26 protein-coding genes are annotated in these 23,297 nt (G+C 63.4%); 16 read left to right on the forward strand and 10 right to left on the reverse strand.

From position 1 onward, the window contains the following. Positions 1-32 precede the first annotated feature (32 nt). Positions 33-5,054: a helicase-related protein gene (locus QFZ40_RS21340; protein WP_306907038.1), complete on the forward strand. Its 5,022-nt coding sequence runs from the start codon at positions 33-35 to the stop codon at positions 5,052-5,054. A 23-nt stretch (positions 5,055-5,077) separates the two neighbouring features. Here QFZ40_RS21340 and QFZ40_RS21345 read toward each other — a convergent pair whose 3' ends face one another. After that, entirely contained in the window at positions 5,078-5,755 is a 678-nt protein-coding gene (locus QFZ40_RS21345; protein WP_306907039.1) for a helicase associated domain-containing protein, read from the reverse strand. A gap of 187 nt (positions 5,756-5,942) precedes the next feature. Continuing rightward, the gene (locus QFZ40_RS21350) at positions 5,943-6,347 is read right to left on the reverse strand and encodes a hypothetical protein (RefSeq protein ID WP_306907040.1); all 405 of its coding nucleotides are present in this window, start codon (positions 6,345-6,347) and stop codon (positions 5,943-5,945) included. A gap of 372 nt (positions 6,348-6,719) precedes the next feature. Here QFZ40_RS21350 and QFZ40_RS21355 point away from each other — a divergent pair, with 372 nt between their 5' ends. Then, positions 6,720-7,184: an Hpt domain-containing protein gene (locus tag QFZ40_RS21355; RefSeq protein WP_306907041.1), complete on the forward strand. Its 465-nt coding sequence runs from the start codon at positions 6,720-6,722 to the stop codon at positions 7,182-7,184. 42 nt (positions 7,185-7,226) lie between these two features. On the opposite strand, the gene QFZ40_RS21360 is transcribed toward QFZ40_RS21355, so the two are convergent. Continuing rightward, positions 7,227-7,994 (reverse strand): response regulator transcription factor, encoded by a 768-nt coding sequence (locus QFZ40_RS21360; protein ID WP_306907042.1) that lies wholly within the window; start codon positions 7,992-7,994, stop codon positions 7,227-7,229. A 320-nt stretch (positions 7,995-8,314) separates the two neighbouring features. Continuing rightward, entirely contained in the window at positions 8,315-8,962 is a 648-nt protein-coding gene (locus tag QFZ40_RS21365; RefSeq protein ID WP_306907043.1) for an STAS/SEC14 domain-containing protein, read from the reverse strand. 281 nt (positions 8,963-9,243) lie between these two features. Between QFZ40_RS21365 and QFZ40_RS21370 the strand changes: the two genes are divergently transcribed. Together QFZ40_RS21370 and QFZ40_RS21375 are read left to right on the forward strand one after the other, a co-directional pair. Then, positions 9,244-9,720, forward strand: a complete 477-nt coding sequence (locus QFZ40_RS21370; RefSeq protein WP_306907044.1) for a hypothetical protein — start codon at positions 9,244-9,246, stop codon at positions 9,718-9,720. Positions 9,721-9,935: 215 nt separating this feature from the next. Next, entirely contained in the window at positions 9,936-10,073 is a 138-nt protein-coding gene (locus tag QFZ40_RS21375; RefSeq protein WP_306907045.1) for a hypothetical protein, read from the forward strand. Between the two features lie 307 nt (positions 10,074-10,380). Here QFZ40_RS21375 and QFZ40_RS21380 read toward each other — a convergent pair whose 3' ends face one another. The 4 genes from QFZ40_RS21380 to QFZ40_RS21395 form a co-directional block, all read right to left on the reverse strand. Then, on the reverse strand, positions 10,381-11,550 hold the full coding sequence (locus QFZ40_RS21380) for an ATP-binding protein (RefSeq protein ID WP_306907046.1): 1,170 nt from the start codon (positions 11,548-11,550) through the stop codon (positions 10,381-10,383). Positions 11,551-11,774: 224 nt separating this feature from the next. Further along, positions 11,775-12,098: a hypothetical protein gene (locus QFZ40_RS21385; protein ID WP_306907047.1), complete on the reverse strand. Its 324-nt coding sequence runs from the start codon at positions 12,096-12,098 to the stop codon at positions 11,775-11,777. Next, a complete protein-coding gene (locus tag QFZ40_RS21390; RefSeq protein WP_306907048.1) occupies positions 12,079-12,411 on the reverse strand; it encodes a hypothetical protein in 333 nt (110 codons plus the stop codon). The genes QFZ40_RS21385 and QFZ40_RS21390 overlap by 20 nt, the downstream gene beginning before the upstream one ends. A 221-nt stretch (positions 12,412-12,632) precedes the next feature. Beyond that, the gene (locus QFZ40_RS21395; RefSeq protein WP_306907049.1) at positions 12,633-12,863 is read right to left on the reverse strand and encodes a hypothetical protein; all 231 of its coding nucleotides are present in this window, start codon (positions 12,861-12,863) and stop codon (positions 12,633-12,635) included. 447 nt (positions 12,864-13,310) lie between these two features. Between QFZ40_RS21395 and QFZ40_RS21400 the strand changes: the two genes are divergently transcribed. From QFZ40_RS21400 to QFZ40_RS21435, 8 genes are all read left to right on the forward strand, one after another. Then, positions 13,311-13,673 carry a DUF3846 domain-containing protein gene (locus QFZ40_RS21400; protein WP_306907050.1) on the forward strand — a complete coding sequence of 121 codons (363 nt, stop codon included), beginning with the start codon at positions 13,311-13,313 and terminating at the stop codon, positions 13,671-13,673. A gap of 80 nt (positions 13,674-13,753) precedes the next feature. Next, complete coding sequence (locus tag QFZ40_RS21405; RefSeq protein WP_306907051.1) at positions 13,754-14,491, forward strand: DUF4192 family protein; 738 nt, start codon at positions 13,754-13,756, stop codon at positions 14,489-14,491. Continuing rightward, on the forward strand, positions 14,458-14,712 hold the full coding sequence (locus tag QFZ40_RS21410; RefSeq protein WP_306907052.1) for a DUF4192 family protein: 255 nt from the start codon (positions 14,458-14,460) through the stop codon (positions 14,710-14,712). The genes QFZ40_RS21405 and QFZ40_RS21410 overlap by 34 nt, the downstream gene beginning before the upstream one ends. Positions 14,713-14,898: 186 nt before the next feature. Beyond that, on the forward strand, positions 14,899-15,045 hold the full coding sequence (locus tag QFZ40_RS21415; RefSeq protein WP_306907053.1) for a hypothetical protein: 147 nt from the start codon (positions 14,899-14,901) through the stop codon (positions 15,043-15,045). Positions 15,046-15,259: 214 nt separating this feature from the next. After that, positions 15,260-15,535 (forward strand): hypothetical protein, encoded by a 276-nt coding sequence (locus QFZ40_RS21420; RefSeq protein ID WP_306907054.1) that lies wholly within the window; start codon positions 15,260-15,262, stop codon positions 15,533-15,535. A gap of 509 nt (positions 15,536-16,044) precedes the next feature. After that, positions 16,045-16,473 (forward strand): hypothetical protein, encoded by a 429-nt coding sequence (locus QFZ40_RS21425; RefSeq protein ID WP_306907055.1) that lies wholly within the window; start codon positions 16,045-16,047, stop codon positions 16,471-16,473. 75 nt (positions 16,474-16,548) lie between these two features. Next, a complete protein-coding gene (locus QFZ40_RS21430; RefSeq protein WP_306907056.1) occupies positions 16,549-16,896 on the forward strand; it encodes a hypothetical protein in 348 nt (115 codons plus the stop codon). A 578-nt stretch (positions 16,897-17,474) separates the two neighbouring features. Then, a complete protein-coding gene (locus QFZ40_RS21435; protein ID WP_306907057.1) occupies positions 17,475-18,830 on the forward strand; it encodes a ParB/RepB/Spo0J family partition protein in 1,356 nt (451 codons plus the stop codon). 361 nt (positions 18,831-19,191) lie between these two features. Here QFZ40_RS21435 and QFZ40_RS21440 read toward each other — a convergent pair whose 3' ends face one another. Beyond that, entirely contained in the window at positions 19,192-19,536 is a 345-nt protein-coding gene (locus QFZ40_RS21440) for a VOC family protein (protein WP_306907058.1), read from the reverse strand. A gap of 291 nt (positions 19,537-19,827) precedes the next feature. Further along, positions 19,828-20,865, reverse strand: a complete 1,038-nt coding sequence (locus QFZ40_RS21445; RefSeq protein WP_306907059.1) for an ATP-dependent DNA ligase — start codon at positions 20,863-20,865, stop codon at positions 19,828-19,830. A gap of 509 nt (positions 20,866-21,374) precedes the next feature. Here QFZ40_RS21445 and QFZ40_RS21450 point away from each other — a divergent pair. The 4 genes from QFZ40_RS21450 (at position 21,375) to QFZ40_RS21465 (ending at position 23,296) form a co-directional block, all read left to right on the forward strand. Then, positions 21,375-21,659, forward strand: a complete 285-nt coding sequence (locus QFZ40_RS21450) for a glutaredoxin family protein (RefSeq protein WP_306907060.1) — start codon at positions 21,375-21,377, stop codon at positions 21,657-21,659. 179 nt (positions 21,660-21,838) lie between these two features. Beyond that, complete coding sequence (locus tag QFZ40_RS21455) at positions 21,839-22,363, forward strand: single-stranded DNA-binding protein (RefSeq protein WP_306907087.1); 525 nt, start codon at positions 21,839-21,841, stop codon at positions 22,361-22,363. Between the two features lie 74 nt (positions 22,364-22,437). After that, complete coding sequence (locus tag QFZ40_RS21460; protein WP_306907061.1) at positions 22,438-23,043, forward strand: DNA-binding protein; 606 nt, start codon at positions 22,438-22,440, stop codon at positions 23,041-23,043. Next, the gene (locus tag QFZ40_RS21465; RefSeq protein ID WP_306907062.1) at positions 23,036-23,296 is read left to right on the forward strand and encodes a ParB family protein; all 261 of its coding nucleotides are present in this window, start codon (positions 23,036-23,038) and stop codon (positions 23,294-23,296) included. The genes QFZ40_RS21460 and QFZ40_RS21465 overlap by 8 nt, the downstream gene beginning before the upstream one ends. Position 23,297: the final 1 nt, after the last annotated feature.

Raw genomic sequence — 23,297 nt, forward strand, 5'->3', positions numbered from 1 at the left:
CGGACCGCTTCCGTCCGGCCTCCCAGGACGACATGGCGCCGTCCGGGGCACGATCACGTATCCGGGCCAATCTTGAAGCGCTGGAAATCCTGCGCACTCTCGAATCCGAGGGCCGGCCAGCGACGGACATCGAGCGAAGTTCGCTTGCTCGGTGGGGGAGCTGGGGCGCCCAGGGCGTCTTCCAAATCTTCGACGAGGGTCGGGGAGAGTACGAGCCTGACCGCCAGCACCTTCGCAGCCTGCTCTCTGTCTCCGAGTACGACGCTGCCCGCCGGACCACAATCAATGCCCACTACACCGACGCCGCCTACGTGCAGTCCATCTGGGCAGCAGTGCGGCAGTTGGGCTTCGACGGCGGTAGTGTCCTGGAACCGGGCTCAGGCGTTGGGACATTCGTAGGATTTGCACCCGACAACGCCGCCATGACCGGTGTCGAGCTGGACCCGATCACCGCAAAGATTTCCCAGGCCCTTTACCCCGAGGCCAGTATCCGGTCTGAATCCTTTGCGGACACCAGGCTGCCCTCCGGCCACTTTGACATGGCAATAGGCAACGTGCCCTTCGCCAACGTCACCCTGCACGACCCCCGGCACAACGCTGCCGGCCATTCGATCCATAACCACTTCATCCTCAAGTCCCTGGCGCTCACACGCCCTGGTGGCATGGTGGCCGTGCTGACCTCCAGCTTCACCCTCGACGCGACCAACCCCGCCGCGCGTCGGGAAATGAACCAGCTCGCGGATCTCGTCGGCGCCGTCAGGCTGCCCACCGGCTCACACCGCAAAGCCGCAGGCACCGACGCCATGACAGACCTGCTGATCTTCCGGCGGAGGGAATCCGCCCAGGAGCCGGCCTCCACGCTCTGGGAAACCGTCAGTGCCCGCAGGATCGATGGAACGATCACGCGCCTGAACTCCTACTTCGACGAGCACCCGGACCGGCTGTTGGGTGAGCTGCACGTCTCCCACGGCATGTACGGGGCCGAAACCCTCCAACTCACCGCCGATGACCTCACCGCCGTCCCGGCCCAGCTGGACGCCGCCCTGGCCAGCATCGTGGCCGAAGCACGCCGGGACGGCATGATCTTCTCCGAACGGACCACCGACCAGGAACAGCAACGCGCCGCCTACATCCCCGCAGCGAGCCACGAGTGGGAAGGCCACATCGCGGCCGCCGAGACCGGCTTCACCGTTGTCCAAAACGGCCAGCACATCGACCTGGCCGTCCCCAAGACCCAGACCCGTGAACTGAGCCTGCTGCTGGAACTGCGCGACCAGGCCCGGCAGCTCCTGGGAGCCGAAGCCGAAAACCGGGACGACACCGCAGAGATCGACGCGATGCGCCAGGGGTTGAAGTCCTCCTACGAGGGCTACCTTGGCACCTACGGCCCGATCAACCGCTTCACGCTCCGGAACACCGGGCGCGTGGATGAAGCCACTGGAGAAGCCATCCAGTCCCGGGTCACGCCCCGGGCCGTTGCGACCCTCCGCCAAGACCCCTTCGGACCGCTGGTGATGGCCCTGGAGAACTTCGACGACGGAACCCAGAAGGCCACACCGGCCGCCCTGCTCTCCACACGCCAAGTCCAGCCCCGCAGACCAGTCCTCGGTGTAGACACGGCCGAGGAAGCCCTCGCCGTCACCCTCGACACCGTAGGAAGCGTGGACCTCGACTACGCCGCCAGCCTCCTGGGCCTCGGCCCGGAAGAAACCCGGCAAGCGCTGGGAGAGAGCATCTACGAAATCCCCGGCAACGAAACCACGTATCAGACGAGGGCCGAATACCTGTCCGGAAACGTCCGCGAGAAGCTGGACGTGGCCCGGGCAGCAGCACTGACCGATGAACGGTTCACCACCAACGTCCGCGCCCTCACCGAGGCAATCCCGCAGCCGCTGGGCATGGACGAAGTGGAAGCCCGCCTCGGAGCCGTGTGGATCGACGCCCCAACGCACCAGGCATTCGTCCAGGAAATCCTGAACGACCCCTACGCCACCGTCTCCAACGCCGCCGGCTCCATGTGGGAAGTCAAAGCCAACCGGCACACGCTGGCTGCCACCAGCACCTGGGGCACCCAAAGGATGCCGGCCTCGGACATCATCAAGCAGGCCCTGGAACAGCGCCCCGTCCGCGTCACGGACGAAGGCGAGGACAACCGCCGCATCCTGAACCCCACCGAAACCGCCGCCGCCCAAGAAAAAGCGCAACTGCTCCAGGAACGCTTCAGCGAGTGGGTCTGGGAGGAACCAGAACGCGCAACACGGCTGATCGATGAGTACAACCGCCGCTTCAACTCCATCGTCCTGCGCGACTACAGCACCGAAGGGGACCGACTGACCCTGCCGGGCATGGCCAAGGACTTCGCGCCCCGGCCGCACCAGCGCGCTGCCGTGGCCCGGATGCTGTCAGAACCGGCCGTCGGCCTGTTCCACCAAGTCGGTGCCGGAAAGACGGCCGAAATGGTCATCGGCGCGATGGAGCTGCGTCGCCTGGGCATGGTTAACAAGCCCGCGGTGGTCATTCCCAACCACATGCTTGAACAGTTCGCCCGCGAATGGCTCCAGATCTACCCGCAGGCCCGGATCCTGGCCGCATCATCAAACGATCTGGTCAAGGACAAGCGCCGGGAGTTCGTGGCCCGCGCAGCGGCGAACGAATGGGATGCGGTCATCATGACCCGCTCCGCCTTTCAACGGATCAGCCTCAGCCCCGAGGCCGAGACCGCCTACATGCAGACCGAAGTCGCCCAGATGCGGGCGGAACTGGAAGCGGCAAAGGAGAACGGCCAGGAAAACGGCAAAGCCAACGCCAGCATCGTCAAACGCCTGGAAAAACTCGTCCTGACTCAGGAAGAACGGTTCAAAGCCAAGCTCGACACCCCCGCCGACCCCGGCATCAGCTTCGAGGAAACCGGCATCGACTACCTCGTCGTGGACGAACTCCACGACTACAAGAACCTCGAAACCCCCAGCAACATCCCGGGCGCCGCGATCCAGGGATCCCAGCGCGCCACCGACCTGCATATGAAGGTCGAGTTCCTGCGGGAACGGGAAGGCCGCAGAGTCATTACCGGCGCCACCGCCACGCCCATCGCCAACTCCGTGACGGAAATGTACGTGATGCAGCGCTACCTGCGCCCTGACCTCCTCAAAAGCGCCGGCATCCACGACTTCAACACCTGGGCAGCCACCTTCGGGCAGGTCGTGGAAGAGATGGAACTGTCCGTGGCCGGCGGCGACAGGTTCAAGCTCAAGAGCCGCTTCGCAAAGTTCCAGAACGTTCCGGAACTCTTGAAGATGTTCCACACATTCGCGGACGTGAAGACCGCTGAAGACCTGAAACTGCCAACCCCAGACCTTGCACCCCGGCCCGGTGACGGGCCGCGCCAGCCCCACATGCTCGCCGTGGACCCCAGCCCGGAACTGAAGGCCTACATCCAGGACATCGGGGAACGCGTGGATCGAATCCAGGGCCGTCTCGTGCCCTCAGAGGAAGACAACATGCTCAAGGTGTCCTCCGACGGCCGCAAAGCCGCCCTGGACATGCGCCTGGTGGACCCCGCCATGATCCAGACGGGCCCGACCAAGGTCAGCGCCACGGCTGACCTGCTGGCCAGCGTCTATCAGGAGAACAAGGACCGCATCTACACCGACCCTTCCACTGGGGAGCCGGACCCGGTGCCCGGTGCCCTGCAGATCGTGTTCTGCGACCTCGGAACCCCCTCCGAACGCTGGAACGTCTACGGCGAACTGAAGGACCAGCTGCGCCGCAGGGGAGTGCCCGAACACATGGTGAAGTTCATGCACGACGCCAAAAACGACACCGAAAAAGGCCGGCTGTTCGCCGCCGCCCGTTCCGGCCAAATAGCCGTCCTCGTAGGATCAACGCTGAAAATGGGGGTCGGCACCAACATCCAGAAGCGCGCCATCCACCTTGTCGACATGGACGCACCTTGGCGTCCGGCCGACGTCGAACAACGCCACGGCCGCATCGTCCGCCAAGGAAACCAGAACCCCGAGGTCCGCATCACCCAGGTCGTGGCCAAGGGATCCTTCGACTCCTTCATGTGGCAAGGACTCGAGCGCAAATCCCGCTTCATCAACCAGATCATGAAGGGCCGGCTGGACGTCCGCGAAATCGAGGACATCGGCGACAACACCCTGAACTTCGCCCAGGCAAAAGCCATCACCAGCGGAAACCCGCTGGTACTGGAAAAGGCCGTAGCAGACCAGGAACTCGCCCGGCTCAGCAGACTGGACCGCGCCTATAACCGCAACCTCGTCGCCGTCTCCCACACCAAGCGCGGAGAACAGAACGCCGTCGACGCAGCCGACGCCGACCTGCCACTGATCCGCCAGGGAATCGAACGTATCCAGTCAACAGCCCGCGAAGCCTTCACCATCCAGGTCGACGGGAAAACCCTCGACACCAGAAACGACGCGGCCGAAGCACTGCAGGCCTGGGCGGGGCGCAACAGCCACCGCCTGGTCAACCTGTACGGCTACGACGAACTGGGCGTCATAGCAACAGTCGGGGGTCACGACCTCCGCGCCAAGCTGATGCCAGCCATGGACCTGGACCGCGCCACGGTAGAAGTCCGCGTCCATGGCGTGCCCCGAGCCACCACACAGATCGGCCGAAGAAGCATACTTTCCGCCGACGTCGGTACCATCCGCCAGCTTGAAAACAGGATTTCTTCCCTGCCGAAACTGGCAGCCGACGTCGAAGAACGCAGAAGCGAAGCTCTCGCCAGGATCGAGCAAGCCGATAAGGCCCTCACCGAACCGTTCAAGCACGCCGCCGCCCTGAAAAACGCAAGAACCGAGACAGCCCGCATAGACCAGCTGATGGCCGAAGCCTCCAAACCGGCGGGACAACCTACGCAGGCGATGACGGCAGAGCCTGAGGTCCAGGTAGACCCGGAGCTCCAGCGGATGCAGAAGCTCCACCGCGCCTCGTTCCCTCAACGCCCAGGGACTTCACCGGGCCCAGCCGAGCCCGTTCACAGTCGCCCGCATCAACCTCAACCAAAGAGGGACCGCGACCTCGAACGGTGAAAAGTCCTCGCGCAGCTGGGGCGCTAGTGGTAGGGGTTAATAGGATTTTTGCGCGGGGCTTTGCGCCCGCGCACCCTCCCGGCCCGCCATCCGGGAAGATCCGTATTCAGTTGCGTTTCCTTGTCCGGATCCAGTTCGCGTCTTCGGTGCTTCATCCGTTGGCTGTGTAGCCACACGCCCAGGGTCCGCTCTTGATCGGTCTCGGTCCCTTTGTGCCGGGGCCAGTCGTTGCCGGCTGCTATGTAGTCCATCAACTCGGCCAGGCGCTGGTGCCAGCGTGCTTCATCCTTGGCTTTACGGCTCGGCTGTTGATCCCAGCCGGGAATTGCCTTCAGGCCGTCCCTGTAGATGGGGGAGAGGGCGCCCCGGATGGCGTCCTGCCGCCGTCGCTGCAGCCATACCGCCAGTGCCCGTTCCCCGGGTGCTGTGCCCTTGAATGAGGGGAGTCTGCCCTCCGTTGTGTAGAGGTCGATGAGGTCTTCCATGTTCCGCAGACCCGCGCCGGTAGGTTGGACCGGTGTGCCGGCCGCTGCCCGATGCTCATTCCGAATGGATGGGTCGGCCTGGGCTGCGATGTGGAGGTGGTAGCGGACGGTGCTTTTCCCTACACCTGCTGCGGCAGCGATCGCCGGCGAAGGGATGCCTTGCCGGTACATCTGCACCCATTCCGGATTCGGGGCTGCCCGCCTAGTTTCCGTCATTGAGGCTTTCCGTCAACTCAACTTCCAAGGGCATCCGAGACATTCACCTGTCCGGCCAGGGTGTCCAGGGTGACAGATAGTCGGCCGGGGCCATTACTCGGTCGCCAGGTGTGTAGGCGCTCATTTTTTGACTATGTCGGAAGCAGGACGACTCACCAGAGCGGGCCCGGATCGCCTGGCGCCTCTGCTAGGTCCGTTCCTCTCTCAGGTCGACCCCTGTTCTGCCGCGCACGAAGGACGTCCAGTCGGTATGCCTGATCCAGTTCTTGGTGTCCATGAAATGCAGTGTCCAGGCCAGTATCCGGGAAACAGCTGCTACGTCTGCCACGTCGATGCTGTAGCTCATGCTGGCCGAGTCAGGGTCACAGGCGCTGTGGTACACCCGCCACTGAACCTTTTGGGGCTGCCCTGTCGTATCCGGTGTGAGCTCGAGTCCGCGCGGTCCAGGCGTGTCCGGATGGATCTCCCGCTCCTGCCGGGCCCGCTCAGCCAGATTGACGGCCGGCATGTCAACGGAAAGGTAGCCTTCCGAGCCTGCAACATCCTCGCCACACTTATCGCACTGCCATTTCACGATCTGATCATTTGTCATAGCGGTTCCCCCTGGACGGCTGTGCATCACAGACTACCTTCGGAGTCGAACAACATCGACGCCAGCGGGCCTGTGCGGCATGCTCACCGCGTGCAAGATTCCTAGCCATTGGTTGACGGATCGAATGGTGAGACCGGGTGTCGGGTTCATGACTCAGCGTTTACCAGCTCGGTCAGGCTCGGGCGGGGCAGTGTCAGATCACCTGCGGTAGCGGTAGATAACGTTTCCTTTCGGACGATGAAGGTCTCACACCGTTGCGGTTCCAGTCCGATTCGACCATGGGCGAGCTTCCCCCATCAAGGAAACCCCAAGCTTTACGCAATATCCTCCGATGTCAGGCCCTGCAGTGAAATGTGCACGTAGCGTTAACGGATGGCCCATTCAGCAGCAGCCGGCTCCGGCGACACCGGCACGTACATCTTCGGTGCAGCGGCACATTCCAATGAACTCGAGAGCGGCGTCCTGACTCTAGATGATCAGGAGCTGCCGTTGGTGGACGCGGCGGTCCTTCAGGACCTGGAAGACGAGCTTGGGCAGCCGGAGATGGCCTGGAGTTTTGCCAATGACTATGCCGTCATGTGGAGGCTGCGGGAGCGCTGCCTCCTCGATTCACTCGAGCGGGAGGATCATTCCGCAGCCCTTGATGCGGTGATCAGCCTGAAAGTATCATCCGCCATGGTCGGCGGACTGCGCCTGGCGCGTCTCGCGGGGGCACTGGAAATTACCCTACGTAAAGGCGATCTGCGTGCTGGACTGTCATTCCTGGCCTTCATTTCAGTCCTCGGCCAAGCGACGGTAAAAGAACTTCAGTCGCGGTACGTTCAGGCGGGCGGATAGCCGCGGAAGGCCCATGTTCCCCGTTCAGTTCGGGCTGCCCCTTCAGCGGGGCTTGGCCAACCGGTATCCCACTCCCCGGACCGTCAGCAGCCAGCGCGGCGAATCCGGGTCATCGCGGAGCTTGCGGCGGATATTCGCGACATGCACCTCCACGGCCCGTTCATCGGAGTCACCGATGAAGGCATCCTGGTCGTAGTAGCTGCCTCGGACGGCACGGACGAGCTCGGCTTTCGTCACGACCGCTCCTGCCCCACGAAGCAGCTCCTGCATCAGGTCGAACTCGCTTCGCGTCAGTTCCAAGGCCGCCCCACTGACGGAGGCTGTCCGGCTCCTGCTGTCCAGAGCCAAGCCGTTGTGCCGCAGCACCGACTCGCTGCCACCCTCCTTCGCCGGCGAGGACTCCGACTGCGCTTCTGAAGGGGCTCCTACCGGTGTCTGCGGCTGCTGCCGGCGCATCATCGCCGAGATTCTCGCCCGCATTTCCCGCGGCCGGAACGGTTTGGTGATGTAATCATCGGCTCCGCCGTGAAGGGCAGTGAGCAGATCGGTCTCCTCGGTCCTCCCGGTGAGCATGACCACATAAGCGCTGCTGAAGCCGCGGATGCGGCGCAGGACCTCAAACCCGTCGATGTCCGGCAGACCCACATCCAGAGTCACGACATCGGGACTCTGGTCCCGAACCATTTCAACGCCATCGCGCCCGCAGGTCGCTGTGTGGACTTCAAAACCTGACTGCAGGAGCACACCCTCGATCAGGTTCCGCATATCGGCGTCGTCTTCAATAACTACAGCCACGCCTAAGTCACTCATGGACCCCCACGGTCACCCGTGAATCCACGTCAGCCCAGCGCGGACCCGATATTCACAGCACACTCCCTAAGTTACAAGGAACAACGGGCCTTTGGGTGAACTGTTTTTCTGTCCCGGAAGAAGGCCCGAACTGGCGTGCACTCGGGTCTGGGCATATTGAGCTGAGCCCAGGATTTTCAGCACGCGGAACGGACCGGCAAAGTCCCGAACCGCCTCCGGACGATATCAGGATTCCGGACCATTCGATCATGGCATGCCATCCCTGTCCGACTACCCGGCAACGACTTCAGACAGCGACCTTTCGGAACATGTTCCCCTGGTCAGCTGGAGATCTCTGCCGCCCAGGCCCTGATGTCCTGGGCGGTGAAACGGACTCCCGGGAGGACAGCCTGGAGTCTTTGGGTTAGTTCTGCTTCCACCACGAAGAGCGGCATCCCGTTCGCCACCGCTTGGGTGTCGCTGATGATCCCTTCGGTCCGTTTCAGCAGAACAGTCAGCATCATGTCCGCGTCCCGGTCGCCCCGTGAGCCGCCACGGACGGGCTGATGCCTGGTGTCCCAGGCCGTCAGGAGCCCGCTCTGCGGCGTCTTCACCTGGCCGGCGTGAACGCCCAGCCATTTCATGGCATCTGCGAAGGAGGCGAAGAACTTGGTGGGGCAGACCGGGGAATGCCTGGCCACGTAGAAGTCCACGATGACCCGGTCCACAGGCGAAGCCCCTACCACCGCCACGCGGGTCAGTGGCCAGGCGCCAGCAAACACGGTCCGGGCCCTATGCTCCAGCCCTCCAATCCGGGTCACGTCGACGAGCATGGGGCGAGGACGGCTCGAACAAAGAGCGCTGACCTTCGACGTCACGGCACGGGCATCCTCTTCCGTCACAACAGCCCCACTGCTCCACCGCAGGTACAGCACGCCGCCGGAAAGTTCGACGGCGCCGTCGTCGCCAGCCAGTGTTTGATGCGTCATAAGGTCCCCCAAGAACCGACCTGGCTGCGGCAGTTGGCCGCCACAGTTACTCCGTAAGGTGTGAATCCCAAGGAGTGATTCGACTCTAATCCTTCTGGCACCAAATGATGTGAAACACGCTGTTTCTGAATGCTTCGGCAATCCCTGATGCCCGGCGGTACCCTCGCCTGGAGGCCCGCTGCAGTGTGCGTGAGAGCATTGGACTGGCTGGACCAAACGTCCGTCGGGCCCGCCGCGCCACCGGCAGGTCCTTAAATCGAGTCGGGGAGGTCGCGTGTTCGGTGGGCGGTGAAGCGGAGATTTGGCGTACTGATCCTGCCACTCTGCGCGATGTGCTCCTGGACCGCGCCGCTGTGGAAAGCAGACTCGAAGGATGTCCGCCACTTGAGCGCGTATGGATCCTTTCCCTGCTCGGCCGGGACGAGGAAGCCGTGGCCGAAGGACGACGCCTGCTGGGGGAAGCACAGGACCGGTTCCGGCCCCTGCTCGTTCTTGCCCAGGCCTATCAGCGACAGTACAGGTGGCATGAAGCGGCCAAATTGCACGAGGAAGCCCTCCGCTTGGCAAACACCCGCGCACGCGAAGCGCTGGTGCGGCACCAGATCGGGCGACGCCTCTTCGACGAGGCGCTATACCGCGACGCCGCAGCAGAATTCGAGTGGGCCTATGACCTATACAGAACTACCGGCCGGGACAGGCTCGCGAAAATCTCCAGGCAGGCCATGAAGCGTGCCCGCGAGATCTACGACCAGTCCTGAGCGCCTCCGTCCGCGGCGGCCCATTACCTCCCCCCTAGCCATATACCGAAGGCCTGGCACCGACGAGGCCATAGGTGCGCAGACTCCGACACATCGCCTTTCAAAGGCATTGTTGAGCAAATCTTGAGCCTCTCTACGGGTCATCTTGAGCTTGACTGTGTATTGGGGTTCTCTCCGGTTAGGATCGGCGGGTTGGCCTACTGAAAGGCGCCTTTGTGATGGATTTCCTCCGCTATGTCACCGGTCTCGCCGTCTTCCTCAGCGCCTCTTTTGTGCTGGCGTTCTCCGCCCACCTGGTCCTGATGCGACATACGAAGCGGAAGCACGCGGCCCTCTCGAGCCAAGAGCAGTAGCCGCCGACCATGCCCTACATCGACATCAACCCCCATCGACAGCGCCCCAAATGGCTCGGATACCTCGTGCTGGCCATACTGGCGGCCCTTACCGTCATTGTCGTCATCGCCGCTCTTGCCGGCACCTAAGCGTTTCCGGCCAAATATAGAGTTATCCGCGACGTAAGGAAATCCATATATCGGCTCAATACCTGAACTGGTAAGCCGGTCGTCGGAGGCACGTGATCCGCGGCGGCTACCTCGTTGCGAGGTTGTGCTGGCTGACGAAATGCGGGGGCGCAATTTCCCGAGGTCGAGGTGGGCGGCGCTAATCCCTGAGGCGCTTGACGTAATCAGCCATCCCGGGGACTGTGAAGGCGACCGTACCCAGCGCGGGTGAGTAGATGATGCCCTTTTCAATCAGTGAAGCTCGGGTCATGGTCATGGAGCTTTGCTTCTTCTGAGCTCTGAGGGCGAGTTCAGCTGTGCTGGATCCGGCGTCTCCGTCGTCGGCCATTAGTCGGAGGAAGGTCTTCTCTGCCTTCGAGGCCCGTTTCCACCGGGAGGGGAAGAAACCCTGATCCAGCTGTGCGCGTCCTATTTCGACAGCAATTTCAGCGTCGCCCAGGGTCACGAGTTTTTCTGGGGCGGTTTCCCAGGCCGCGTAGCCGTACTCCTGGAGGAAATAGGGGTACCCGCCGGAGGCGGTGAGCAGTAGCTCTTTTGCCTCGGGGGCGAAAGATGCCCCGTACCGCGATGCAGGTACCACGAGGGCGGATTCGGCGGCCTCTCGGGTCAGGGCGCCGATGCTGCGGTAGTTGAAGATCCGCTCTGCATAGGAGCGCGCTTCGCTCAGGACGGAAGGGAGGTTGGGCAGTCCTGCCCCGGCAATGTAGAAGGGCCATTCACGCTGGTTTGCCAGGTGTTGGGCGCTGAGTAGTGCGGTGATCAGCCCGTCATCGAGGTCCTGCATCTCGTCAATGATGAAGACCAGGCCGGTCCTGTTTTCCGCCAGCGCTCCGCAGAGGTCCTCGACGAGTTCCTCCAGGTCTACTTCGATGGACCCGGAGTCGGCACGTCCCTGGTTGAGGTTCACGCCAATGTCGATTCCGCTGACCCCGAGTTTGGCTGAAAACGAAGCGACGCTCCCAAGTGCAGCAATGAGCCTGGCGCCGGCCCCGCGTCGGTTGAGTTTGCGGCCGGCCTGAAGCAGGTTCCGTGCGAGCTTGGCACGCACGGCTTCCGGACCGCCCTCGGCGTCGCGCCCTTCCAGGGACACCACCATGAATTCGGCATGTTCTGCCTGCCTCCGGAACTCATTCAAGAGCACGGTCTTGCCCACCCCGCGCAGTCCATGAAGCACGATTCCGCGGTCAGGGCGACGCTGACGGGTCTTTGCAAGGAGGAGATCGAACGCGTCGATCTCGCCTTCCCTGCCCGCGAGTTCAAAAGGACGTCGGCCTGATCCGGGAGAATACGGGTTGAGTGCGCTTTCCATATCAGTCACTATAAACGCGTATCCATATTTTTGGATACACCTTTATGCACCTTTATGGGGCTGCGCTGGGATTCAGGGAGAGCCGTGGGACTGCCCCTATGAGAAACTCTCGTCATGAGCCCATGGTTCGAACGCCCGGCGGCGGACCTGCCCCAGGGAAGGCAGGGTAAATTCCGCCCTGATGGCCCCCCATGTGTGATTGCTGATTGGTTCGCGGCCCGGTTTCACCGTTGCCTATAGCCGTCGGTGATGGACTCCAGGTGCCACTGGCTGGAGAGCGGATCACGGCGCAGCCTGAACGTACGTAAGGCCGAGTTCGACGCCAGGCCGACCTGAACCCTCCAGTATTCGACGCTCACCAGGTCACCGCTGCCCACGGCCGCGGTGCGCCGTGTGTCCCACCATGCGTCTCTGGTAAACCAGTGCACGGGTTCGGCCATGACGGCCCATATGCGGCCGTTGTACCGGACAGCCAGCGGGTTGCCGGCCGGGGTGAACCGGACGTCCACCGGGACGTCCAGGGTTGTTTCACTTGCTGTTGCTGTCACGGTCTGCCCGTTCTCCCAAGTTCGCTCTGTTCAAATCTTCGCGGCGGGTCACCGCCGAACTCCACACCCACGTCCGGTAGGTCACCGGCCCGTCCTTCCATGTCACTTCGGCCGCCTTCGAGGTCCAGGCGTACACCTCGCCGTCTACCAGCTCCGCGCAGTTCGGGAACCGGATCCACGCCTTCACGGGGATTCCGGGGAAGCCGTTCTTGGACGGGAAGTGCTCGAAATCGAGCTCTTCCACCGTCAAACCAATCGGGCCGGCACGCCGCGCATACTGCGCCTGCAGCTGGCTCGCTTGTTCGGGTCCCATACCACAACCTTAGAACACATATTCGAATCGACACCCCACTAAAATGCGGCCACTCGGCCGCAGGTGTTCAGGATAGGGGAGGGCACCGACAGGAACGGGTTGCACGCCAATGGGGACAGCTTTGAGCTGTGCGGAGGGCTCCACCTGTCCACAGTGGGCACAACCCGTTCTTGGCCTGGCTTCCGCTGCGCTGCAACCAGGCCCGCTGGCCGCTATGTCGTTTACTGGCCGTCCGAGACCGGGAATTCACGGAGTGCGGCTGCGACAGCCCTGACGGCTGCCGGGTCTTCCGTCCAAGGCCGGCCAGTCCGTGTGCAGGCGTAGAAGCTGGTCACCTTTGAGCGTCCGGCTGCCGCAGTCAGTTCAACCCAGGCAGCCTGGAGCTCCTCCTCCGGGCGTTCCGGCGGCAAGGGCTCGTCCTGGCCGGCGGTGGCCGCCTGAACAGGGATCACACGTGCGGTGGTTACGGCTTTTCGCTTAAAGAGACTTCTGAGGCCCATCTGTGTCCCCCTGACACTAAGAGCGCCAAGCAACTGATGATCGGGCGTCCGCTGGGGCGGCCGGCTGTTGGGCCCGGCCCCGACGTCGCAGAGCTCCGCCGTGTCCGGTCCTTTGTGTCTACGACGTTTTTTGGCTGCTGTCCTTCGGATTGTACGTGTCCGCTCCAGCCTGTCTAGCCCCTCCGTTCCTCCGGGTCCTGCGGCCCGCGGAATCGGCTACGGCGCTCCTTCGTCGCTGATTTCCTCGCAGATTCCACGGTCCTTGCCAAGGGTAGACAGGCCTCCGTCGGCCACAGCTCCGCAAGCTTCGCCAGCAGCCAAAAAACAACGGGGGAGGAAAGGAAGTAGCTGGCCGGGTAACGCCGCTCCCTCACCGAATCCTCAGCAAAGGAAAAAACCATGATTCACAAATGCATTGCGCTGATCATCCCCGCGCGGCTTAGCGGGGCGGTCACCGTTACAAACCTCGACGCACGGCACGGCAGCCTGGAAGTCCTCCTTGGGGGCGGGCTGGAATGCGTCGCCCGGGGCGACTGGCACGTGTACCTGAACGCCGACCAGCACACCGCTGGGCTGGGGCCGAACGTCCGGGCCGCGCAGCTGCTCCACGACACCGGGCTCGACCTGCCCGACGTCGCCGGAACCGCCGTGTTCCTCGGACGGGCCGAGCACGACTACGACACCGATGTCCCCGAGCACCTGATCCACCGCGCCGAAGCACTCTTCGACACCCGCCTCGGAGCAATCCAACCGGCGGCCTGACACCCCACAACGGTGGCCGGGTACCTACTGGGACCCGGCCACCACCCACCAAAAACTCCTCAGCAAAGGACAACAAAGCCATGAACGAACAGCTCAAAGCCACCAGCACCGCCGACATTCTCAGCTTCATCCCGCACGCCCTGGGCTTTACACCCCGGAACGCCTTCGTCCTGCTGACCCTGCAGGGCAAGCGGCTGGGAGCGACCCTGCGCGTGGACGCACCCACCACCGGGGAGCCGTCGGACTACGCCCGCCGCGTCGTCACCTACCTCGCGGCCGACGAGAAAGCCACCGCCGCCCTGCTCGCCGTCTACACAGACACCGACGAGCACCCGAACCCGTACCTCGCCCACCTTGAGGCGATCATCCGCGAACTGACACTGGCGCAAATGCCCCTGAAAGACGCCTGGCTTGTCACGCCCACGCACTGGCGCGGTCTGCTGACCGACACCGGCAACCAGCCTGTCGAGGCCATCACCGACAGCCAGCTCAACGCCGAACTGATTTACACCGGCAGCAACCACCACGACGCCGCTGCACACTACGGCCCGTTCACCGGTGACCCGGGCACCGCAACCCGTATCCAGGCTGCGATCCCCAGCGTCTCGCTGGAGGACATCACCGCCGCCCGCAGCCTCTGGACCCGGACGCTGCACGAGGCAGGCAAGCACCCGGACGCGGACACGGCCGTGCAGCTCGTCGGGGCGCTCCACAACCCCATCATTCGCGACCTGATGATGTGTGATGTCGTCACCGACAGCCTGCCCGCCCCGACTGGTCGCGCGTGGACACCGCGCAGGCCACCGCCCGTGCACTGATCGCAGCGGCCCCGGTAGGAGCCCGGGCGCCGCTGCTGTGCCTGATCGGCTGGCTTGAGTACCTCAAAGGCCGGGCCTCCGTCGCTATGGAACACTTCGAACTTGCCGCGGCCGACACACCGGGCTACCGGATGGCCCAGCTGCTGACCGAGCTCGTCCGCCGCGGGAACGTCGCCGGAACAGCACAGAACCCGGACACCGCCTACCAACGCCTGCGCTAACCCCACCTGCTGGCAGGGACGGAGACCCACCGTTCCTGCCAGCAACCGGTCCGGCGGCCTCCCCCGCTCCGCTCCGCCGGCCGCCGGCAACGCTGCGCGGACGCACCACCGCCTCAAGTCCATACCAAAGATCCCCGGCTACAGTGGAAGGACGACCCCGCCACGACCAGCCAGGAGACGCGCCGCATGGGCACAGAGTTCATCATGACCGAGGACGACGCCCTGCCCGAGAACGCCAGCGTCCTCGAAGACGTGCTGGAACTGTCCCTACTCACCATCGAGCCCGGACACGGACCCGCCGACATGTCCCAAGACAGCTACCCCGAAGACTAAGACCACTAAGTCAGGCAGCAACGACGCTGCACCACAGATTTCCTTTTGCTGAGGGAAAACAGAAGGAGCCGGCACATGTGCCGGCTCCTTCGCCCCAAAACCGGCCGGGGAACCACGATCACTAACTGGCCCATCGCCATCCTGTCGGTGGTCTCAAGTAGTTTGGCCATGAGCGGGAAACCCTGAGCGTCGATCTGAAAAAGGAGCAACAGCAATGTTTACAACGGTCTTTCTGATCGGCATAAGCGCCTACCTTGTGGCAGCCCTGGCGAGCCGGGTGCGCAACGCCGACCTGATGTTTGGACGGTCACCGGCCATCATGGGACTCGTGGCCGCGGCCGTGGCGTTCTTCTGCGCAGTAGGCAACGTTTTCCACTACCTCACGGTAGGAGATCTTGGATATGCCCTGGCATTCCTCTTCGCAGTAGTCGCCATGGTTCTTGCCTTCATAATCCTTCGGACCCGCGAAACCCTAACTCGAACGAGTTAGGGCGGCCCATTCCAGAACGGCCCCAAAAGGGCGGCAGGAGAACTCTCCTGTCGCCCTTTCCCTTTGTCCGGGCGGTCCTGGTCAAAGGGCATGCTCGCAGGGCTCGCACCGTTTCCGCTGCGCTGCAACCAGGTAAATGGGCGTCCGCTCCGCGGCCGGCTGTTGGGCCCAGGGCGCGCCGTCGCAGAGCTCCGGACACCCTGGCCCTGCATGTCTACGACGTCTTTTGGTTGCTGTCCTTCGGATTCTAGGCGTCCGCTCCACCCCGTCTAGCCCCGGTTCCGCAAGCTCCATCGGGGCCTGCGGCGGGTGAATTTCCCTCCGGCGCTCCTGCGTCGCTGATTTCCTCCGGGGAATTTCCCCCACCTTGCCCAAGGGTAGACAGGCCTCCGTCGGCCGCCGAGCAAGCGAGCTTGCCAGCAACCAAAAAACAACGGGGGGAGAGGGGAAGCTGGCCGGTCACCTGGGCCGCCCCTCCCACCCCATCCTTGGGCAAAAAGGAGCCAGAAATGAATGCAGTAGCCACCGCAACGGTGACCACCAAAGACACCAACGAGGTCATCCATGACGCCCCGGTTCTCCGGGATTACCACATGAACGACGGGTACGACTGGATGGAACTCATCGGCGAACACGGCTGGGCCGTGATTCCCAGCTGGGGCTGTGACGGCTGGGACCTGGGCCAATGGCCCTACGTCATGCTCGCGGGCATCCGCACCGCTGACAGCATCGGGAACCTCTTCGGCATCGCGACGTACTGCGAGGGCGACGTGACCACGAGCTACTACCGGACACAGGCACGGCAGTGGGACGCGATCACCGAGTACGCATTCTTCCAATGGAAGAGCGGGCAGGCCCAAGGCCCCGATGACCTACCCGAAGCCGCCGCCGAACTGCCCAGCCGCTACCGGATGCCCTACACCGTCAACGCCGCCTAACCAGCACTGAAACCCCTGTGCTGCCCGGCCAACCCGGCCGGGCAGCACCGCCCACCGACTTTTAGGAGCAAGCACATGAGCAACGACACCACACCGCGCAAAGGCATCCACGCCCTGATCTACCGCGACGCCCTCGGCATCGACTTCTCCAACCGGGGAATCTCCGCCAGAGTCACAGAAGTGACCGTCGTCGGCCCGGGAATCGACCCCATCTTCCCACCCACGGAGGAACGGCCAGCCGTCCGCATCGTCAAGCGCGAAAACCCCGGCGGCACGGTCTACCACGCCGAACCCCTGCCCACCGAGGACGAACCCGCCCCGTGGTACATGTTCGTCGGCGCGTTCATCTTCAGCAGTGACAGCAGGTTCCGTGAGTCCATCGACTTCTACGGCGCCGTGCCGTTGCACGACCGCCGAGAATAGACCCGCAGGGTGGCCGGTCTTTCGGGGCCGGTCACCTCGGGCGGTCCGCCGCACGGGGCCGCCGGCGCTGTGGTCACCGGCGACGGACCGCCGCTACCGATCAGTTCTGCTGTGCCCACCTGGTGCGCCGGCCCCGCCCAGGATCCGGGAAACCACGCGCGGATCCGTCGGAACCATGGGGGAAAGACATGCTCGCAGAACTCGCACCCCTTCGGGCGTCCGCTTCGCGGCCGGCTGTTGGGTCCAGTGCGCGCCGTCGCAGAGCTCCGGACACCCTGGCCCTGCTTGTTGTCTACGACGTTTTTTGGTTGCTGTCCTTCGGATTCTAGGCGTCCGCTCCACCCCGTCTAGCCCCTCCTTCGTCGGGGCCTGCAGTGTAAGAATTTCCCTCCGGCGCTCCTGCGTCGCTGATTTCCTCCGGGAATTTCCCCCACCTTGCCCAAGGGTAGACAGGGCTCCGTCGGCCGCCGAGCAAGCGAGCTTGCCAGCAACCAAAAAACAACGGGGGGAGAGGGGAAGCTGGCCGGTCACCTGAGCCGCCCCTCCCACCCCATCCTTGGGCAAAAAGGAGCCACACCATGAACGCAACACCCACGCTTGAAATGATCGACCCGGCAACGCTGAGCGTTGAGACCAACGTGCGCAAAGACGCCGGACTCACCAAGGAGTTCATAGCCAGCATTAAAGAGCACGGCGTGCTCGTCCCCGTCGTCGCCCACCGCAAGGAGGACGGCACCGTGCATGTCCTGATGGGACAGCGCCGCACCCTTGGTTCCATCGAAGCCGGACGGACGTCCATCCCTGTTCTCGTCGCGGGCTCACCCGAGGAAGCCGAACGCATCGTCACGCAGGTCGTGGAGAACATCCAGCGCGCCGAACTCACCGAAGCGGACGAGGCCGACGCCTACCACCAGCTCTCCCTGATCGGTGTCTCCGCGGCCGCGATCGCCAAGAAGACCGGACGCACCAAGACCACAGTCGAAAGCGCACTGAAGGCCAAAGCCTCTGACGCCGGAGCCGCCGCTCTGGGCAAGGGCTACACCATCGAGGAAGCCCTGATCATGGCCGAGTTCGAAGGGGACGAGGACGCCACGGAGGAATTGGAATCGGTCATCATGGACGAACCCGATCAGCTCCTGCACGTCGCGCAGCAGCTGCGCGACCGCCGTGAAAGCGCTGCCGCACTCGCCGCGCTGATCGCGGAACTGGAAGCCAAGGGCAAGGCCGTCGTTGAGGACGCCGGACACTACGCCGACGAGGAGAACCTGTATGTCTCAGCGGCCAAGCGGGCAGACGGTGAACCGGCCGCCGAGGAGGACGCCAACGCCTACGTGATCAGCACCGACTACCGGGGCCAGCACAACGCCAAGCCCGTCATCACCGGATGGAAGGAAATGGGCTTCACACCGAAGTACGAACGCTACGACGGCGGCAGCCAAGCAAAAAAAGGACCGATGACCGACGAGCAGAAATCCGAACGCAAAACCCTGATCGCGAACAACAAAGCCATGGAATCCGCGACGAAGGTCCGCCGCGAATTCGTCAAGACCCTGCTCGCCCGGAAGCAGGCACCGAAGGGCTGGCAGTACTTCACCGTCCACGCCATCACCCACCACTCCGAAACGGCCAGCGGCTACGAGGGCAAGGTAGCCGCTGAGATGGTCGGGGCGAAGTTCGAAGAATCCAACGCGTGGGCATGGAACCCGCTCCGTGAGCACGTCGCGAAGACAACGGCACGGCCCGAGTTTCCCCTGATCGCGCTGGTGTGTGCAGGGTATGAAAAGACAATCGCCAAGGACTCATGGCGTTCCCCGGGCCAGACCCACCGGGACTACCTGACACAACTGGTCACATGGGGCTACACCCCCAGCGAAGTCGAACAGATCATCCTCGACAGCGCCAAGCCCGCCACCGAGGACGAGACGGCAGCATAAGACCCCTTGCCGGGCGGAACCCCCACCGCCCGGCAAGGCCCCGCCCACTCACCACGGGCAGGGCCGGGAACCTTCCAAAAGTCGGGCGGTCCGCCGCCCAGGGGGAACCACAGCAGCCACTCACCAGCGGCGGACCGCCGCTTACCGCGACAACGCAGGATCCACACCACGTGCCGCGGGCACCGGCAGCAGGACTGCTAGAGTCGTCTACAGATTTCCTTTGCCCAAGGGAAACCCAGGAAAGGCCGGCACACATGTGCCGGCCTTTCCACCGTTAACCACCAGGTGTCTTCCGTCCAGTGGGCGGGCGGCGACGTGCCCTGGCTAGCTCTCCGCCCTTTGACTCACATTTCGCGGCTGCCTACTGGCATATCATCAGCAGATTTCCGTCAGGGTCCTTGAAGTTGAACCATTTATCGAACTGAACGTCCATTACTTCAGCGCTCCGGCTTTGCATGAACTTGTGGGCAGCGTGGATGTCGGCAGTGTTGAGTGCGACGGCGGGAACCTGGAAGACGGCATCCTCGGAGTAGATCTTGCTGTCGAGAATGAGTGATGTGCCTTCCATGGGCAGGACGTACAGGTGGTCGTGGAGGATCTCCCCATCGGAAGGAACCCCCAGCACGTCGCAATACCAGTCACGGGATTTCTGAAGGTCGCTGACGGGGACGAAAACGATGCCTATTTGGGGTGCTATGGGGTTCATAACCATCCTTTGTGTTGGAGTAACCGCTGACTCCCGCTGCCGTTCGCTAAAGCAGATCTCGCTCACTATCGCAGACCCGAAGCGTCAGGACCAGCATCCAAGGGAAAACGATTGCCTCTGGTGCCAGATGACGACGTAAGCCCTTCGGATCCAACTACGCCACACCAGCCCCAACCCTGTTGCCTGTCGTCACTATCGCACGCCAGGGCACCTCCCGCAGGTAACGCAGCGAATGCCTGAAAGACTGCCCGGACCAGGGCGACGTCAGCCGAAACTTCCACGACCACCGGCTCAACCAACGTCAAAGCGACCGGACCCCCTACCCAGATGGCCGGGGAGTTGCACGTCGTCGGGATCCAGCTCCGGGCGCACCCGGACCAGGCGGACCGAATGCCGGAATGCACGCCCGGACCAGGCGACGTCGGCCGAGACCTCCACGACGATGGGATCAACCAAAGTCAGGCGTATGGTCCCGCTTTCCTTGTTGAACCTGTCCAGCATCCTGTTACTGATTTCCTCCGGCCATGGGTGCTTTCCCCTCGGCGGGTGCAGATACCTGGCCAGATCCCGGCCGGCCCGGCCGGACAGGGGAGCGGACCGGCCAACAATCCGCAACCGCCCATGCATCGGCAGGCCAACGACCAATGCCCGTGGCTGAACCACAGGGCCGATCACAGCAGCGCACACCACATCCGTGACGTTCCTGCTCTTGACCTTCAGCCAGATCCTCCGAGGCTCATAGGGCTGGGAATCACCCTTAATCAGAATCCCTTCCACCTTCATGGCCGGCATTTCCTTGAACCAAGTCTCCGCAACCGCCCGGTCCCGGGTCACCGGGGACAAGTTCAACGGCGGAACCCACGCCCCCGCCAGCTCCTCCAGCAACGCGCGCCGATCCCGGAACGGCAGACCCCGGGCATCTTGTCCGGCCACCGCCAGAACATCAAACGCCACAAACGAGGCAGGACGCTCCCGCACCAACGCCGGCAGCACCGCCCTGGCAGTCACCAGGCGCAGCTGCAACGCATCAAAATCCAGCTGGTCCCCAGACCACACGACAAGCTCACCATCGACCACACAACCAGTCGGAATTTGCTCACCCGCGGCCGCCAAAACATCCGGGAAATAGCTGCTCAGGTCCTTCCGCTGCCTCGACCACAACGACACCGCATCGACGTCGACCACACAAACCGCCCGGAAGCCGTCCCACTTCATCTCATAAACATTTCCGCCGGGCAGCGCACCAGCGTCCGGGAACGACTCCACCGCCTTCGCCAGAGCAAGGTCCACGGGAGGCCTCAGAGCCGCCGGCACCCGAACACCGTTCATGAAGGCTCAGCTGCCTTTAGCGAACTCGTTGAAAGCATCCCGCTCAGCTACTAACCCAACCTGCTCACTCATTCTTGAAGCCTTCCACCAACCACGGAACTCTCCCATGGACCAAGACTTCCACTCCGGACGCACCAGGATCAGGGGGCTGGCGTTTTTTCAGCCGGGACGACACACACCCATCGAGCGGGGCATCCCACGCCGGCACAAGAACCGTCAGCGGGAGACAGCTCCTAAGGCGCTCAGGGGGCTTTTCCCTGGGATAAGGGCGGGGACAGCCACAAGCTGCAGGGCGGCGGTCAGTCACCCACACAACCACAGCGGGACCACCCTACCGCTATGCACGGCACGACCCGTAAGTCGAACCACGATACCTCTGACAATGTTAGCAAAAAGGCCTATATCTAGGGTCAGAACCCTTGTTTATTCAGTTGAATAAACGTTAGAATGGAGGTAGCAAGTCAGCCAGACGAACGAAACTAGAACCCATACGAAACCAGGTGCTGAACATGACTTCCTCAACAACCACCGACTACACGGTCTACACCAAGCCGGCCTGCCCGCAGTGTGACCGGACGAAGGAATACTTCGAGTCCAAGGGCATCACCTACACGGCCGTGGACATCACCGAAGTGCCGGCGGCCCTCATGTACATCACGGAGGAACTGGGCTACTCCCAAGCGCCCGTCGTGGTGAACAACTCCGATGACCAGGACCACTGGTCAGGGCTGCGCAGGGACAAGCTCGTCCAGGCCTCCATGAACCACGCTGCCGCCCTTACCCGCAGCTGCTAGTCCACATGGACACTCTGACTCCGCGGGACTTCACCATCAGCTCCCGCCAGTTCGATGAGGATCAGGACTGGTTCGGACTCGATGCGAACCCCTCCGGCGCCATCAACGTCCCCGTCGCCGATCCCTATCAGCCCGCAGAACCGCAGAACGTAACCAGCACACTACGAAAGGTCATGAACATGTCAGGCGAAACCACCATCACAGTAATTGGAAACTTAACCTCTGATCCGGAGCTGCGCTTCACACCCTCGGGATCTGCGGTGGCAAACTTCACCATCGCCTCAACGCCCAGGACCTTCGACCGGCAAAGCAGCGAATGGAAAGACGGGGAGACCCTGTTCCTCCGGGCCAGCGTGTGGCGCGAGGCGGCCGAGAACGTGGCCGAGTCCCTGACCAAGGGCATGCGCGTCATCGTCTCCGGCCGGCTTAAGAGCAGGTCCTACGAGACCAAGGAAGGCGAGAAGCGCACAGTGATCGAGCTGGAGGTGGATGAGATCGGCCCCTCCCTCCGGTACGCGAACGCCAAGGTCAATCGCACCCAACGCAGCGGCGGCCAGGGCGGGCAAGGGGCCGGCGGCTTCGGCAACCAAGGCAACACTGGGCCATCCGGCCAGGCCGCACAGCAGGAGGACCCCTGGGCGACACCGCAGACCAGCAGCGCCGGCGGCTGGGGCAACGGCCCCGATTCCGAACCGCCGTTCTAAACCTTCTAAACCTTGAAAAGTAGTAGTAGGAGTAGTATCGTTACTACTCCTACTACTTTTTTGGAGAAGCCGCCATGACGTCGAGTGTGAAAGACCGTGTGTTTACCGCCGCCGAGCAGATCAGCGCCGAACGCCGCCCGACCGTCTCCACCGTCCGCGCCGCCGCGGGCGTCAGCAACGCGGACGCTACCCGGTACCTGAAGGAATGGAACGAGGAGAAGCTCGCCGCTGGCGGTCAGGTGGCCGCGACACCGCCGACCCTGCTTGAACAGGCCACCCGGCTTGCCGCGGCCTGCTGGGCCGAGGCCTCCACCCAGGCCGCCGAACGGCACACCGCTGTCGAGACGGCCTGGGCGCAGGAACGCAAGGATAAAGACCAGGAAATCGCCGAACTGGTGGCGGACCTGGATAAAGCTGCCGCGGAGAAGGAATCCGCGGCTGCCGAATTTCAAGCCCGGATCACCGCCCTGGAGTCCGGGGCGAAGGCTTTGGAGCAGCAGCTGGCCGCCCTGGGCTCCGAGCTCCAAGAAGCACGTGCAGCAGAACGCGCTGCCGCCGGCGCGACAGCGGAGGCGGAGAAGAAGCTCGCCAGCGCCGAGGCGCGCAGCGCCACCCTGGAGAAGGTACACAACGCATTGCTGCAACGCGTCGCCCCGGAAGCAAAGGCCCCAGGTGCCTAAGAAGAACAAATCCTTCTCGCCCTACTTCACAGAATCCGACGCCGACCAAGTCCGCGCGGCCGTCCAGGAAGCCGGCCACCTCGAGGGATACGCATCCATCACCGACCTCATCGAAGCGGCGACGCTGCGGGAAGTCAAGCGGCTGCAACGCAAATACAACGGCGGCAAAAAATGGCCCGGCGTCCCCGCCGGCGCCCTCCGCCCTGGCCGGCGCACCCGCGAAGAACTCCAACACCGCAACGAGGACAAATAGC

The sequence above is a fragment of the Arthrobacter pascens genome, assembly GCF_030816475.1.
Lineage (GTDB): Bacteria > Actinomycetota > Actinomycetes > Actinomycetales > Micrococcaceae > Arthrobacter > Arthrobacter pascens_B.

Bases quoted from the DNA above. Each gene is read 5' to 3' on its own strand.
- QFZ40_RS21340 (WP_306907038.1), top strand. From the start codon at position 33: ATGGCGCCGTCCGGGGCACGATCACGTATCCGGGCCAATCTTGAAGCG.
- QFZ40_RS21345 (WP_306907039.1), bottom strand. From the start codon at position 5,755: ATGACGGAAACTAGGCGGGCAGCCCCGAATCCGGAATGGGTGCAGATG.
- QFZ40_RS21350 (WP_306907040.1), bottom strand. From the start codon at position 6,347: ATGACAAATGATCAGATCGTGAAATGGCAGTGCGATAAGTGTGGCGAG.
- QFZ40_RS21355 (WP_306907041.1), top strand. From the start codon at position 6,720: ATGGCCCATTCAGCAGCAGCCGGCTCCGGCGACACCGGCACGTACATC.
- QFZ40_RS21360 (WP_306907042.1), bottom strand. From the start codon at position 7,994: ATGAGTGACTTAGGCGTGGCTGTAGTTATTGAAGACGACGCCGATATG.
- QFZ40_RS21365 (WP_306907043.1), bottom strand. From the start codon at position 8,962: ATGACGCATCAAACACTGGCTGGCGACGACGGCGCCGTCGAACTTTCC.
- QFZ40_RS21380 (WP_306907046.1), bottom strand. From the start codon at position 11,550: ATGGAAAGCGCACTCAACCCGTATTCTCCCGGATCAGGCCGACGTCCT.
- QFZ40_RS21390 (WP_306907048.1), bottom strand. From the start codon at position 12,411: ATGGGACCCGAACAAGCGAGCCAGCTGCAGGCGCAGTATGCGCGGCGT.
- QFZ40_RS21400 (WP_306907050.1), top strand. From the start codon at position 13,311: ATGATTCACAAATGCATTGCGCTGATCATCCCCGCGCGGCTTAGCGGG.
- QFZ40_RS21405 (WP_306907051.1), top strand. From the start codon at position 13,754: ATGAACGAACAGCTCAAAGCCACCAGCACCGCCGACATTCTCAGCTTC.
- QFZ40_RS21415 (WP_306907053.1), top strand. From the start codon at position 14,899: ATGGGCACAGAGTTCATCATGACCGAGGACGACGCCCTGCCCGAGAAC.
- QFZ40_RS21420 (WP_306907054.1), top strand. From the start codon at position 15,260: ATGTTTACAACGGTCTTTCTGATCGGCATAAGCGCCTACCTTGTGGCA.
- QFZ40_RS21425 (WP_306907055.1), top strand. From the start codon at position 16,045: ATGAATGCAGTAGCCACCGCAACGGTGACCACCAAAGACACCAACGAG.
- QFZ40_RS21430 (WP_306907056.1), top strand. From the start codon at position 16,549: ATGAGCAACGACACCACACCGCGCAAAGGCATCCACGCCCTGATCTAC.
- QFZ40_RS21435 (WP_306907057.1), top strand. From the start codon at position 17,475: ATGAACGCAACACCCACGCTTGAAATGATCGACCCGGCAACGCTGAGC.
- QFZ40_RS21440 (WP_306907058.1), bottom strand. From the start codon at position 19,536: ATGAACCCCATAGCACCCCAAATAGGCATCGTTTTCGTCCCCGTCAGC.
- QFZ40_RS21445 (WP_306907059.1), bottom strand. From the start codon at position 20,865: ATGAACGGTGTTCGGGTGCCGGCGGCTCTGAGGCCTCCCGTGGACCTT.
- QFZ40_RS21450 (WP_306907060.1), top strand. From the start codon at position 21,375: ATGACTTCCTCAACAACCACCGACTACACGGTCTACACCAAGCCGGCC.
- QFZ40_RS21455 (WP_306907087.1), top strand. From the start codon at position 21,839: ATGTCAGGCGAAACCACCATCACAGTAATTGGAAACTTAACCTCTGAT.
- QFZ40_RS21460 (WP_306907061.1), top strand. From the start codon at position 22,438: ATGACGTCGAGTGTGAAAGACCGTGTGTTTACCGCCGCCGAGCAGATC.